The sequence below is a fragment of the Kiloniella laminariae genome, from assembly GCF_027214005.1.
GTDB lineage: Bacteria > Pseudomonadota > Alphaproteobacteria > Kiloniellales > Kiloniellaceae > Kiloniella > Kiloniella laminariae_A.
The window spans coordinates 20,348-33,588 of sequence record NZ_JAPWGY010000006.1; the positions used below are offsets into that span (position 1 = coordinate 20,348).

A 13,241-nucleotide genomic window follows, 5' to 3' on the forward strand; every position below is an offset into this window, starting at 1 on the left:
CGGCTTTTTCAAAATGCATCCAATACATCTGCCAAATGGTCAGATAGAAAACTCTCGGTCATGCTCGATCGAGGGAACCATGGTACGCGCTTGGGCAACCCGCGCAAGATCAATATCGGCGACGATCACCCCCGGAGCACTTCCCGCATCCGCCAGAACTTCTCCCCAAGGAGCAATGATCAGCGAGTGACCATAGGTCTCGCGTCCCTCGGCATGAACACCACACTGTGCTGCTGCGATCACAAAACAGCCGTTCTCGATTGCGCGTGCCTTTAAAAGCGTATGCCAGTGAGCAGCCCCGGTAAATTTGGTAAAGGCAGCCGGCGCTGTCAGGATAGAAGCCCCCGCCTTGGCCTGCGCCCGAAACAGATAGGGAAAGCGCAAATCATAACAGATTGCCATGCCCAGTTTTCCCCAGGGCAAATCAGCCATTCCTGCCTTTTCTCCAGGCCTGAAGGTTGCAGATTCCCGATAGGTCTGCCCATCGGGGATATCCACATCAAACATATGAATTTTTTCATATCGCGCTTTTATTGCCCCTGTCGGGTCAAATAAATACGCCCGGTTTGCCGCACGCTTTTCTTCTGTTCCAACGATCAGGGAACCAATATGCAACCAGATACCCAATTCCTTCGCCAGCGCCGAAAAAGCCTTGACGGAAGGATGTTTTTCTTCTGGCAGAGCCTTGGCGAGCAGACGTTTTTTGTCTGGTTCCATCATCGTGGTGCATTCAGGTGTCTGGACATATTCAGCACCCTGGGCATGTGCCTCGCGAATCAACGCGCTTGCCTGCACCAGAGAAACCTCATCCTCACGATCCGCTGTCAACTGAACACAGGCTGCTCGAAAATGACTCATGATGCTTTCCGCGTTTCCAGTTTGGCATCAAGACCGCCCGTAGCTTCAAGTGCCATAAGATCATCACAGCCGCCGATGTGCTCTTCGTTGATAAAGATCTGAGGAACAGAAGTGCGTCCACCGGCTCTCTCTACCATTTCCGGCTTGCGCCGGGGTTCCATCATGACATCAATTTCTTCAAAGCTGATGCCCTTGCTTTGAAGCAGCTTCTTGGCCCGTACACAATAGGGGCACAACATGCTTGTATAGATCACAACCTCAGCCATCAGGGCAGTCCTCTTTCAATATCACCTGGTTCCCTTGTCGAACGGAACCTCTTTCCTTGAGAATATGTAGAGCCTGCTCCGCAAAAGTACAGAGCTAATCACGGTTTTTTTATAGCTGTGATATTTCAGCCTTCTCGCAAAACACGGGCAAGGACAAGCGCCCGAACAGAACCGGCCCCCGCTTTCCGAAGGACTTTGCTACAGGCATCCAGTGTCGCACCTGTTGTGTAGACATCATCAATCAGAAGAATATTTTGCCCTTCAAGACCAACCTTTCGAGCTGGATTTGCATCGAAAGCCCCGGCAACGTTTCTCCAGCGCCCGTTACTCGACAGCTGTCCCTGTGAGACGGTATTTTTCCGGCGCAACAACAAATCAGGGGCAAAGGCCTTGCCATGCTGCCGGGCAAGAGCTTTGGCCAGCAAAGCCGACTGATTATATCGGCGGGCCAAAAGACGCCGGGGATGCAACGGCACCGGAACCAGAACATCAACACTGCTCCAGAGTTCTCGCCCCGCGCCGGACATCCATTGCGCAAAAACCGCTGTCAGATGCGTCCTGTCCGCATGTTTGTAGCCGATAATCATATCTTTGCTGTACGCATCATAGGAAAGTGCGGCACGGCAACAGTCAAAGGCCTTGGGACGACCCTGACAATCTCCACATAAGGCATCCTTGCCAGGCGACAGTTCAAAAGGATAGCCACAACACTGGCAACAAGGATCGCCCAGGAACGTCAACTGCCCCCAGCAATCAGCACAGACCCCCTGATTACCCTGCACAGCTTCTCCACAGCTGCCACAGACTGGTGGCAGCAGATAGTCAACAAGGTTGTGCCAAATTCCCGCGAGCATTCAAATCGCCCTAAGCCCAATTATCCCCTAGACGCTAGCGGAACTTTCCTTTTTCTGAAAGCCTCCTTCCTTTCTGTTCCTCGCACAGGCCCATCATGCTGGGAAAAGAGACGTTGATGACGACAGGATACTTCCCTGTTCGGTGAATGGTCAGGGATCTGATAACAGGGGATGGTCATCGAAAGGCAATCTGTTATAACCAGCTAAAGAACCGGCGCCACAGCTGTTCTGCTTGTGAATCACATAAAATGGGACCACCCTGTGACGGCTGATATCTATATTTTTGATCGAAAATCCGTTGACCTCCATCGTAATCGGGCATCTGGAAACCTGGATAATCATGACTTTCTCCTGCAGGAAGTCGCTGATCGCCTCGGTGACCGGCTTCTGGATATCACTCGCACATTCCCCAAAGCTCTCGATCTTGGTTCACAGCATGAACTGCTGGTACGGACTCTTGGTTCTCGCGGAGACATCAAAGATTTTTCTGCTCTGGAATACAGTGCGAACAAAGAAACTGCGGGCGAAACAAACCTGATCCATGAGGAACTCCTCCCCGTAGAGGCAAACAGTTTTGATCTTGTGATCAGCAATCTCTGCCTGCATTGGGTGAATGACCTGCCTGGGACTTTTGTCCAGATTAACAGATGCCTTAAGCCCGACGGGCTTTTTCTCGCGGCCATGATCGGCGGGGAAAGTCTGAAGGAATTGCGCAGTGCCCTGATGGAAGCAGAAATGGAAGTTGAGGGAGGGGTGAGCCCACGCGTTTCTCCTCTTATCGATGTCCGGGATGCAGGCGCCCTGTTACAGCGGGCAGGTTTCGCCCTGCCTGTTGCGGATTTTGATCGTATAGAAGTCAGTTATGCTTCAGCTTTTGATCTGATGAAAGAACTGCGCGGAATGGGCGAGACCAATGCTGTCCACAACCGCCGTAAAAATTTCACCCGCAGAGAAACTCTCCTGAGAGCTGCCGAAATATATCAGGATAAATTTCTGGATGATGAGGGGCGGATCATGGTCACCTTTGATATTATCTATCTGGCGGGCTGGGCACCTCACGACTCGCAACAAAAACCATTACGCCCCGGAAGTGCAACAGCCAGTCTCGCTGATTTCCTCACACCCGGTGAGAAAAGCTAAAGCTGTTTCAGACTGTCTCGCTGGTCAGGGTAAAGAAGTCACCAAGCGAATCACCGGGATAGGTCGAGGCATTCTTGAAATATATCAGGATAAAAACCCGGATCGCTGTCGTGAACGACGCACCGTCTCTTGCTTCATCGACCAGCGTACAGATCTCACCCAAAGGACGATTTTCACGCACACAGATTTCGAACAGCGCCTCCCACATTTCCGGCTCCATCCGAACAGAAGTCCGGCGTCCTTCAAGAGACACGTTTTTGTTCACCAGTGTAGACATCTATTCTCCGCTTTCCAGATCATCATATCGGAAAGCACCCCCTTGTATAAGCACCCCCATAAGTTTGGAGTCATCTAGCCTGTAAGTCATTCTTCGTGGATTTTACAGTAAATCACGTAACAATGCTACAAGGGGTTCATCAGCAGCAGGCATCGGATAATCCCGGAGACGAACCGGGCGTACCCAGGTCACCTGTTGCCCTTCCTGCGGCACCACCTGCCCCTGCCAGATACGGCAGACAAACAGGGGCATAAGAAGATGAAAATCATCATAGCTATGAGAAGCAAAGGCAATCGGAGCAAGACAACTGGATCTTGTATCAATACCCAGTTCCTCTTTTAGCTCGCGCACCAGCGCCTGTTCCGGCGTTTCACCTGGATCAACCTTGCCCCCGGGAAATTCCCACAGCCCCGCCATGGATTTTCCTTCCGGACGTTGAGCAAGCAAAACCCGTCCATCAGCATCAATCAAAGCCGCCGCAGCCACCAGAACAATCGGCTTGGCACTGGCCTGCCGGGCTTCGGCAGCCCAGCACCCCATTTCATCCTGTTGAATGGTCATCTGACCATCCCTAGCTACGATAGTCTGCATTGATATCGATATAACCGTGGGTCAGATCACAGGTCCAGACCGTCGCACGCCCCTGCCCAACTCCAACATCAACCGTAATATCGATCTCCTGCCCCTTCATATGCGCGGCAACAGGTGTCTCGTCAAACCCTTCAACTCTCTGGCCATCCCGGGCAATGGTCACACCGCCCATAGCAATGGAAAGCTTGTCCCGGTCGGCCCGCTCGCCTGATTTACCAACCGCCGCAACAACACGTCCCCAGTTTGCGTCTTCACCAGCAATCGCCGTTTTCACCAAAGGAGAGTTTGCAATGGTCAACCCAATCCGACGGGCGGCCAGATCACTCTCGGCACCGGTGACAGCAACAGTTACAAATTTGGTTGCCCCCTCCCCATCCCGTACAATCTGATGAGCCAGATCCTGTAACAGATCATTCAGGGCAGAAACAAAATCAGCCAGTTCTGGTGCATCTGCATTCAGATAAAGCTCGTTATCAACTTTACCCGTTGCGCAAAACAGCAAGGTGTCGCTGGTAGAGGTATCACTATCCACTGTTATAGCGTTAAACGACTGATCGGCTCCCCGTGAGATAAGAGTCTGCAACACAGCCGCAGGAATAGCAGCATCCGTTGCAACAAAACTCAACATCGTCGCCATATCAGGCGCAATCATTCCGGACCCTTTGGCTATACCGTTAATGGTAACAGTCTTTCCATCAATCTTGGCTGAACGCACCGCGCCCTTGGCAAAGGTATCCGTCGTCATAATGGCCCGAGCAGCCGCTTCCCAGGCATCTCCATCCAGATCAGCCTTGAGGGCACCAAGGGCAGAAGTAATGCGCTGGTCGGGTAAAGGTTCTCCGATTACCCCCGTAGAGGCGACAAAAATTTCCTCGGGACGGCATCCCAACTCCGCTGCCGTTGCCTCAACAGTCCGGGCCACGGACTCCTCGCCAACACGCCCGGTAAAGGCATTTGAATTGCCAGAATTTACGATCACGGCTCTGGCCTGCCCGGATCGCAAGTGCTTTTTGCAACAGTCGATTGCTGCTGAACAAGTGAGAGAACGGGTAAGGACACCACCAATCGTGGTACCTTCGTCAAAGACCATCATCAGGACATCTGTCCGACCAGGATACTTGATGCCACAGGCACGCGTGGCAAGACGAACCCCATCGACAACAGGCATAACCGGAAAAGCTGCGGGTGCGAGCGGTGATAATTTAAGTCCCATGAAACCATCCTCACATTGAACAAAAGGTTTGGCAAAAAAAAGCCCGGGAACAACCCGGGCTCTCTCTTTATTCGCTTACAGGAGCTTCGGCGTCTGCCGGGGCTTCCTCATTAACGGGCGCTTCTTCGGCATCAACCGGTGCGCTCTCTTCAGCTTCAGCTCCGATAATCTCGATCTCTACCCCACTTTTGAGGTTGGAGACAATAGTCTCGTAAGCTTTTTGCGAAAGTTCCGAACGCAGTTGTCCGTCGAGCTGTTCAGCTGTCGGTTGTTCAGAATCACGCTCGGCCTCAACTTTGATCACATGCCAGCCAAACTGGGTCTGAACCGGTGTTGAACTGTGCTCGCCCGGTTTCATCGTAAACGCGGCTTCAGCAAAAGGGCCAACCATCTGTTCTTTACGGAAGAAGCCCAGATCTCCACCGGTCGGACCGCTTGGTCCAGTGGATTTTTGCGTTGCAAGCTCGGCAAAATCAGCACCTTCGTCCAGTTCCTTGATCAGGCCTTTTGCTGTTTCCTCGTCTTCAACCAGAATATGCCTGGCGGAAACTTCCTTTACTGGCGGGTTGGCCACAAGATAATCCTGATAGGCCTGTTCGACGGCTTCATCAGAAACCTCGGCCTTGAGGGCACGATCCAGATAGGTCTGGACCAGAACCCGTTCCTTGACTTCGGAGAGGCGTTTCAGAACCTCTGGATCTCGGGCAAGATTGGAAGCCTCTGCTTCTTTTGTAATCAGCTTCAGATCAATCACCTGATCCAGAAGCTCAGGCAGAATCATCTCGATCTGTGCCTGTGGAATATTTGGAATGCTTTCGGCAAACTTCAGAACTTCAGAACGACGGATTTCCATCTCGCCAACCCGCGCCATCAAGGGATCATCTGCCGAGACAGTTTCCGCAGGAGTTCCTGAGAACATTGAGGACCAGCTGTCGCCGTGAGCGCCGTATGAATAACCGGCATAAGCCGCACCGAGCAATGCTACGCCACCAATGATTGGGAACAATATCTGTTTCGCAGACATCTTAGAAAGAACTCCTTGTGATTGATACAGGTGCTGGCCAGCCTGTGGGCCAGTCCCAAATTTCGGTCAGCAGCTAATATCAGCACTGTGACCAGATAAAGGCAAATTACACTAATTTATCTACTGCGAAGGGAAAACAGAAATATCTGCATCCTTTCGAAGATCCCGCACCATCTTCTTGATCAGGTCCCGGCTGACTTCTCCGCGAATCTCTTCCTTCATATCTTCAAACGCCGGTTGCTGAACTTCCCGCTTTTCCTCGAGCCGGATAACATGCCAGCCAAATTCGGTGGCAACAGGGGAGCGGGTAAACTCGCCCGTACTCAGTCCAAAAGCAGCGGTCGCGAATTCCGGATCCATGTCCTTTTGGCGGAACCAGCCAAGGTCCCCCCCTTTTTCAGCGGACGGCCCCTGGGAGAATTTTTTCGCCAGAAGAGGAAAATCTGCTCCGTTATCCAGCGCAATAATCAAGGCAAGCGCCTCATTCCGGGTTTCCACCAGGATATGGCTCGCCCTGATTTCAGCATTGGTGACATTCTCCAGCAACAATTCTGAATAGCGCTGTTTCAGCATGTCCTCGGTGATAAGTTCTTCGAGTTTACGATCAAGAAAAGCATCGCGGATAATCCGGTCCTCTGCCTGCTTTAAGCGGCGCTGTACCAGATCCTCCTCATCCACATCCGCATCCCGCCCAGCTTGTGAGAGAAGCTTCAGATCGATGGCACGGTCGATCAGAATGGGCAACATCGCTTCCAGTTGTCCTTGATATTGCTCCGGCAGCTTGCGCGCATCCTGGATAATATCCTCCCAATAGATCTCATCCCCCTCGACAACAGCAACAACAGGGCTTTCTTCTGACAGACGTGCCAGTTCGGCTTCAATATCGTTTTTTTGTTGTGTCACCGGAGGTTTTGGCTGGGCTTTTGGCTGGGGTGAATTTTGTGTTTCAACTGCACCACTTGTCTCAGGTTTCACATCTGGCCCGGTGGATTTGTTAAATCCCGGCGGCGGTACCAACCCTTCACGGGCCTTTCCGGTCGCTGCATTCGGGGATTCCAGTTTTTCTTGCACAATCGGCGCTGAAGGCACGATTGTTGACGGGGCAAGCGTTGGTTTCCCTAGGGTGCCCGGAGCAGCCTTAGGCACAGGCTGGGAAGTCACAGGAGTAGAATTATTCTCTGGTACAGGCAGCTGTTCGCTCTTGTCTTCAACAGGGATTTCGGTGGAAGTATCAGCTGGCAGGGCCGCTGGGTCCTCCTCTTTTTCTTCCGCGTCCTCATCATCTCCAAAAAGAAATTTCAACAAATTCTCTCCGGATTTTTGCTGATCTATTTGCCATTGTTCTTTTTTTTCAAGCTCGGCAAAGGCGGGGTGCAGAACTGACATGAAAGAAACCATGGCCGTGGCCATAAACAGCTTGTGACGACGAGGCAAAGCAACAGCTCCGAATGAGGCATGAACGATTAAGTTTTCTCTTACTACACCAAAGTACCTGCAACCAAAAGCAACTATCTCAACCAGATTTCCACTTCAAGATCCTTCAACCGCCTTGCCCCTGTGCTTCAACCCCAAGCGTCTTCACCCTGGTCACCTTTTAACCCCGGTCGCCTTTAGAGGGAGAAGGCGATGAGTAAAACCAGCTTCACATTGACATCAAGCAACGTGAAGCCTATGTCTCATTCTGACTTTTACTATCCAATTCTCGAACTGCGTTATCTCGCAAGGGGTTCTCTATGCTCGGCGCGCTTGTGAAGCGGCTGTTTGGCACCGCCAACGACCGTTATCTAAAAGGCCTTAACACAATTGTTCAGTCCATCAATGAATTCGAGCCCACTCTCGAAGCTCTCTCTGACGATGACCTGAAAGCCCAGACGGGCAAACTGCGCGACAGACTGCAGCAGGGAGAAAGCCTGGATAGCGTTCTGCCAGAAGCCTTTGCAACTGTCCGGGAAGCTTCCCGACGTACTCTGGGCCTGCGGCATTTTGACGTACAGATGATGGGCGGCATTGTCCTTCACAGGGGGATGATCAGCGAGATGGCAACAGGGGAAGGTAAAACCCTTGTTGCGACTCTGCCGGTCTATCTCAATGCCATTGAGGGCAAGGGTGTTCACGTTGTTACCGTGAACGATTATCTGGCCAAACGTGACGCAGAGTGGATGGGCGAGATCTATCGCTATCTTGGTATGACTGTGGGCTGTGTTCATCCAGGGCTGGACGAAGACCAGCGCAGGGCGGCTTATGCCTGTGACATTACCTATGCGACCAACAATGAACTGGGTTTTGATTATCTGCGCGATAACATGAAGTTCCAGATAGAACAGATGGTTCAGCGCAACTTCAACTATGCGATTGTCGACGAGGTTGACTCGATCCTGATTGATGAAGCCAGAACCCCGCTGATTATTTCTGGACCTGCAGAAGATTCGTCCGAAAGCTATCTCACAATTGACAAGTTCATCCCGCTGCTCAGCGAAGAGCATTATGAAGTGGATGAAAAATCCCGCTCGGTCACGCTCACAGATGAGGGTGTCGAATTCGTTGAAGAAAAGCTGAATGAAGCTGGCGTCATGAAAGGCGCGCTCTACGAAATCGAGAACGTCAGTTCCCTGCACCATATCAACCAGGCTTTACGTGCCCACAAACTGTTCCAGCGCGACAAGGATTACATCGTCAAGGACAACAAGGTTGTCATCATTGACGAATTCACCGGTCGTATGATGGAAGGCCGCCGTTTCTCCGAAGGCCTGCATCAGGCTCTTGAAGCCAAGGAAGGTGCACACGTACAGCAGGAAAACCAGACGCTCGCGTCCATTACTTTCCAGAACTATTTCCGCCTTTATCCAAAACTAGCCGGGATGACGGGAACGGCAATGACAGAAGCCGAGGAATTTTCCTCGATCTATAACCTTGATGTCATTTCCATGACAACCAACCTGCCCTGTATCCGTATCGACCACGACGACGAGGTCTACCGGACAGAACGCGAGCGGGATAATGCGATCATCCAACAGATCAAAGAATGCTACGCAAGAAAGCAGCCGACACTGGTTGGAACAGTCTCGATTGAAAAATCCGAGTATCTTGCCGAGTTGCTGAAAAAAGAAAAAATCCCGCACAAGGTTCTGAACGCCAGATACCACGAGCAGGAAGCGATGATCATCGCCCAGGCGGGTTCTCCCGGTGCGGTAACAATTGCGACCAACATGGCCGGGCGTGGAACCGATATCAAACTTGGCGGTAACGAGGAAATGCGTATCGAGCAGGAAACTGCCGGCATTGAAGACGAAGCCAAACGCCAGGCAAAGATTGAAGCAATCATTGCCGAAGTTGCCGAGAATAAAAAACTGGTCAAAGAAGCTGGCGGTCTTTTCATGATCGGGAGCGAACGCCATGAAAGTCGCCGGATTGATAACCAGCTCCGCGGACGCTCAGGTCGCCAGTCAGATCCTGGTGCTTCCAAATTTTTCCTGAGCCTTCAAGATGACCTGATGCGCATTTTCGGTTCTGATCGTATGGACTCCATGCTGCAGAAGCTCGGACTGGAAGACGGTGAAGCGATTATCCATCCCTGGGTGAACAAAGCGCTGGAAAAAGCCCAGAAGAAAGTTGAAGCCCGGAACTTCGAAATACGTAAAAACCTGCTCAAGTTCGACGATGTGATGAACGACCAGCGCAAGGTTATCTACGAACAGCGCAAGGAAGTGATGTCTGCTGCAGATGTAAAAGACACTGTCAGTGCCATGCGCCACGAGGTTCTTGAAGACCTTGTTACCCGCTGTATTCCGGCCAACGCCTATGCCGAACAGTGGGAAATCAAGAGCTTGCACGAGGAATGCATGCGTCTTGTTGCCATGAACCTGCCTATAAAAGACTGGGCAGCAGAAGACGGCATTGCCGATCAGGAAATCCTGCAGCGGATTTTACAGGCCAGTGATCAGAAGATGGCTGCAAAAACAGCCAACTATGGTCCGGAAGTCATGAGGTCTCTGGAAAAGCAGATCCTGTTGATGGTTCTCGATAAACAGTGGAAAGACCACCTTCTCTCGCTTGACCATCTCAAGCAGGCCGTTGGCTTGCGGGCTTATGGTCAGCGCAATCCCCTAGATGAATACAAACGTGAAGCATTCGAGATGTTTGAAGCCATGCTCGATGCCGTCAGAGATGAACTGACGATGCTTATTCATCGTTTCGAACTGCAGCAGCCAAATCAGGCTGAGGTCCCGCGCAAGGCGCAGGAAATGCACGAATCCCGGCCAGCACCGGACAGTATTTCCAAGACCCAGCCCCAGACGGCCAAAGAAGTTGACCCTGCAGATCCTTCAACCTGGGGGAAAGTCAGCAGGAACTCACTCTGCCCTTGCGGTTCCGGTTCAAAGTACAAACACTGCCATGGAAAATTGAGCTAGAAAACTTAGCGAACGCAGCTTAATTTTTTGAGGATTAGGGACAGGACGGCATTTGCCGTCCTTTTCTTTTTATGACAATTCGATGTATTCCAATAATCTCATACGCAAAAAACGGGCTCTTGTTTTAGAGGAACCGGGAGCCGGGCCTTTACCGGCACAACTGACGGAGAGTGATCTTGTGTACAATCGGCGCGGTCAGATTTTCGACAACTGAATATCTTCTGTTCAAGAACAAGGATTTCAGTCGAAGTCACTATGACGACAAGATCCTTCATACTCAGCATCTCTGGGGCGCTGCCGGTCTCGAGACCTTCTCGGAAGATCCAGGCGTCAAGGATGTTCATTCCGGCCTGTCCATCGGTGCAAACCACTTTGGCCTTCTGGTTACTGATGCACACGTCCAGAACACAGGCCCGGAAAACAGTAACTATGACATTCTGGTTGAAATCGCCCTCAATGAGGGGCGCGACATCCCCTCGGCCTTAACCGCAATGGAACGCCACATCGCAAAGCACCCGAGCTGGTGGGGCAACCTTGTTTTGGCCGATGCAAACGGATTGGCCGTTGCCGAGATACGTCACGACCAGCTCAGAACCCTTTCCGGACACACACCTATCATCAGGACAAATCACCAGCATCTCCACGGACCTCAAAACGGCCTTGAAAATAATTCCAGCAACAGCCTTGGCCGTTACATATGGGCTGGACAGCACCTGTCAGGGGCCACAAACCTTGAAGACATAAAATCTATGCTGGCTTCCCATGACGGAACAACTTTGGCAGGAGAGAAAAGCGGTATCTGTAATCACAGCTACAGCCAGACGGTCTCTTCTTACATTTTGCATGTAAAAGCCGGGGAAATAACACTTCACAGCCTGAGCGGTACACCTTGCCTTGCAAAGGACCAATACAGCACAACAGCGTTATTTCAACCGCACGAGGTCAGCCCCTAGAACCTGCCATCGTATGCTTCTCTTTCGATATGCGCTGCAATCAAGGTGAATTGATCACCCGCAAAAGCACCGTCCAGTGCACTTGCCATCTCGGTCCGGTTACGCACATCGATGCCTTGTCCCCCCATCGCACGAGCCAAGGCAGCAAAATCTGTCCCGCCAAAATCAACGGCAAGATTACCTCGTCCACTCCCCCGTTGTTTGAGCTCGATCAGGGCAAGCGATGCGTCAACAAACACCACGACAACCACAGGCAACTTCAGATCACGGAGTGTCGAAAGCTCTCCCAGGATCATTTCCAGTCCTGCATCACCGGTAAAGGCCACGACAGGTAACTCAGGCGAAGCTACCTTGGCTCCCATAGCCAGAGGCAGAGCACAGCCCATGGTACAAAGTCCACTGGACTGGATCAGGGTATGGGGTTCCCGGCAAACCCATTGCTGGCTTTGCAAAATACGGTGCGCACCCGAATCAACAGACGCAATACCGTGCGCTGGCAGGGCCTTGCGCACCTCATCAACAATCGCCGCAGGTCCCCAATCTTCCGTGGATGGGAAAGCCTTGGCAAGGGCTTCTTTTGCCCGTGCAAACTCACCAGCAGGCCAGCACTCTCCGCTGCGGGACAGACCCTGATCAAGTACCGCCAAAGCCGGGGCCAGTGAGCCAACAAAAGTATGGTTGGCCCGATGCATCCCGTGCAGGTTTGGCTCGAGGGTAAATTCAGCAACAAACTGTTCTCCCGGTTGCCAGACGTCCTGCCAGCCATGTCGCATTTCGATTGGATCATATCCGATCAGCAGCAGGCAATCGCTCTGGGACAGAAGAGGAAGAACCTCTTTGTCTGCTTTGGGTGACAAGCCCGCACCGCCAAGACTGAGAGGATGGTCATCCGGAACCACACCTTTGGCTTTATAGGTCGCGACTGAGGGAATTCCATGTTTTAACAAGAAGGTACGAACTTCAGCGGCACAGCCTTCGCTGAGAATCTCCAGCCCCAGCACCGCAAGTGGGCGTTCGGCTGTGGCGAGCCGATCCCGGATTTCAACCAAGCCTGAACTTTCCGCAGGAGCGGAAGGCAGATAGGCAGGCTGCCAGATTTTCCCGACTGTATCCTGCGCCTTTGCTGCCAGAGAGATCGGCACATCAATATGGACCGGTCCCGGACGCCCCGACAGCGCGAGGGACAGGGCCTTGTCAACAACCCGGTCCACCGCTCCATCGATCAGGGTAAAGCTTCCTTTCACAACGGGTTCAAGCGCCTTCACATGATCAAAAACCTGATGTGTGTATCCGGCAATATCAATGTCATCGACCCGTCCCGTCAGAAAGACCAGTGGCACCCGATCCTGATAGGCATTGGCGATAACGTTAAAGGCATTGGCCATACCCGGGCCCAGTGTCGCAAACAACACGCCCGGAGCCCCCGTACGGTGATAGCAGCCTTCAGCCATAAAGCCCGCCCCGTTTTCATGCTTGGTCAGGACGACCTTGACCCCTGCGTGATCCAGCGCATGCATGACACTCAGGACTTCCCCGCCAGGAATACCAAAAGCATGACGGCAGCCCGCGTCATAGAGACGACGGGCAAGAATATCAGCAGAAGTAAGGTTCATGATGCAACTTCCAAAACGAATAAAAGACAAAGCAAACGGCACA

12 protein-coding genes are annotated in these 13,241 nt (G+C 52.1%); 3 read left to right on the forward strand and 9 right to left on the reverse strand.

Going from position 1 to position 13,241, the window contains the following annotated elements:
• Positions 1 to 39 precede the first annotated feature (39 nt).
• The 3 genes from O4H49_RS15315 to O4H49_RS15325 all read right to left on the reverse strand — a co-directional run bounded on the left by O4H49_RS15315 (position 40) and on the right by O4H49_RS15325 (position 1,978).
• Positions 40 to 858 (reverse strand): carbon-nitrogen hydrolase family protein, encoded by an 819-nt coding sequence (locus O4H49_RS15315; RefSeq protein ID WP_269424313.1) that lies wholly within the window; start codon positions 856 to 858, stop codon positions 40 to 42.
• Positions 855 to 1,124 carry a glutaredoxin 3 gene (gene grxC / locus O4H49_RS15320; RefSeq protein ID WP_269424314.1) on the reverse strand — a complete coding sequence of 90 codons (270 nt, stop codon included), beginning with the start codon at positions 1,122 to 1,124 and terminating at the stop codon, positions 855 to 857. The genes O4H49_RS15315 and grxC overlap by 4 nt, the downstream gene beginning before the upstream one ends.
• A 125-nt stretch (positions 1,125 to 1,249) precedes the next feature.
• Positions 1,250 to 1,978: a ComF family protein gene (locus O4H49_RS15325; protein WP_269424315.1), complete on the reverse strand. Its 729-nt coding sequence runs from the start codon at positions 1,976 to 1,978 to the stop codon at positions 1,250 to 1,252.
• Positions 1,979 to 2,239: 261 nt separating this feature from the next.
• Here O4H49_RS15325 and O4H49_RS15330 point away from each other — a divergent pair, with 261 nt between their 5' ends.
• Complete coding sequence (locus O4H49_RS15330) at positions 2,240 to 3,118, forward strand: methyltransferase domain-containing protein (protein WP_269424316.1); 879 nt, start codon at positions 2,240 to 2,242, stop codon at positions 3,116 to 3,118.
• A 7-nt stretch (positions 3,119 to 3,125) separates the two neighbouring features.
• Here the strand turns inward: O4H49_RS15330 and O4H49_RS15335 are convergent, their stop codons facing one another.
• The 5 genes from O4H49_RS15335 to O4H49_RS15355 form a co-directional block, all read right to left on the reverse strand.
• Positions 3,126 to 3,395 carry a ribbon-helix-helix domain-containing protein gene (locus O4H49_RS15335; protein ID WP_269424317.1) on the reverse strand — a complete coding sequence of 90 codons (270 nt, stop codon included), beginning with the start codon at positions 3,393 to 3,395 and terminating at the stop codon, positions 3,126 to 3,128.
• Between the two features lie 102 nt (positions 3,396 to 3,497).
• Positions 3,498 to 3,935, reverse strand: a complete 438-nt coding sequence (gene mutT, locus O4H49_RS15340; protein WP_269424469.1) for an 8-oxo-dGTP diphosphatase MutT — start codon at positions 3,933 to 3,935, stop codon at positions 3,498 to 3,500.
• A gap of 31 nt (positions 3,936 to 3,966) precedes the next feature.
• The gene (gene argJ, locus O4H49_RS15345; protein WP_269424318.1) at positions 3,967 to 5,199 is read right to left on the reverse strand and encodes a bifunctional glutamate N-acetyltransferase/amino-acid acetyltransferase ArgJ; all 1,233 of its coding nucleotides are present in this window, start codon (positions 5,197 to 5,199) and stop codon (positions 3,967 to 3,969) included.
• Between the two features lie 67 nt (positions 5,200 to 5,266).
• The gene (locus tag O4H49_RS15350) at positions 5,267 to 6,223 is read right to left on the reverse strand and encodes a peptidylprolyl isomerase (RefSeq protein ID WP_269424319.1); all 957 of its coding nucleotides are present in this window, start codon (positions 6,221 to 6,223) and stop codon (positions 5,267 to 5,269) included.
• A gap of 120 nt (positions 6,224 to 6,343) precedes the next feature.
• Complete coding sequence (locus O4H49_RS15355; protein WP_269424320.1) at positions 6,344 to 7,657, reverse strand: peptidylprolyl isomerase; 1,314 nt, start codon at positions 7,655 to 7,657, stop codon at positions 6,344 to 6,346.
• A 299-nt stretch (positions 7,658 to 7,956) separates the two neighbouring features.
• Here O4H49_RS15355 and secA point away from each other — a divergent pair, with 299 nt between their 5' ends.
• A complete protein-coding gene (gene secA, locus O4H49_RS15360; protein WP_269424321.1) occupies positions 7,957 to 10,632 on the forward strand; it encodes a preprotein translocase subunit SecA in 2,676 nt (891 codons plus the stop codon).
• A 176-nt stretch (positions 10,633 to 10,808) separates the two neighbouring features.
• Positions 10,809 to 11,585 (forward strand): carcinine hydrolase/isopenicillin-N N-acyltransferase family protein, encoded by a 777-nt coding sequence (locus O4H49_RS15365; RefSeq protein ID WP_269424322.1) that lies wholly within the window; start codon positions 10,809 to 10,811, stop codon positions 11,583 to 11,585.
• Here O4H49_RS15365 and O4H49_RS15370 read toward each other — a convergent pair.
• Positions 11,582 to 13,198: a thiamine pyrophosphate-binding protein gene (locus O4H49_RS15370; RefSeq protein ID WP_269424323.1), complete on the reverse strand. Its 1,617-nt coding sequence runs from the start codon at positions 13,196 to 13,198 to the stop codon at positions 11,582 to 11,584. The two genes, O4H49_RS15365 and O4H49_RS15370, sit on opposite strands and share 4 nt — an antisense overlap.
• Positions 13,199 to 13,241 lie beyond the last annotated feature (43 nt).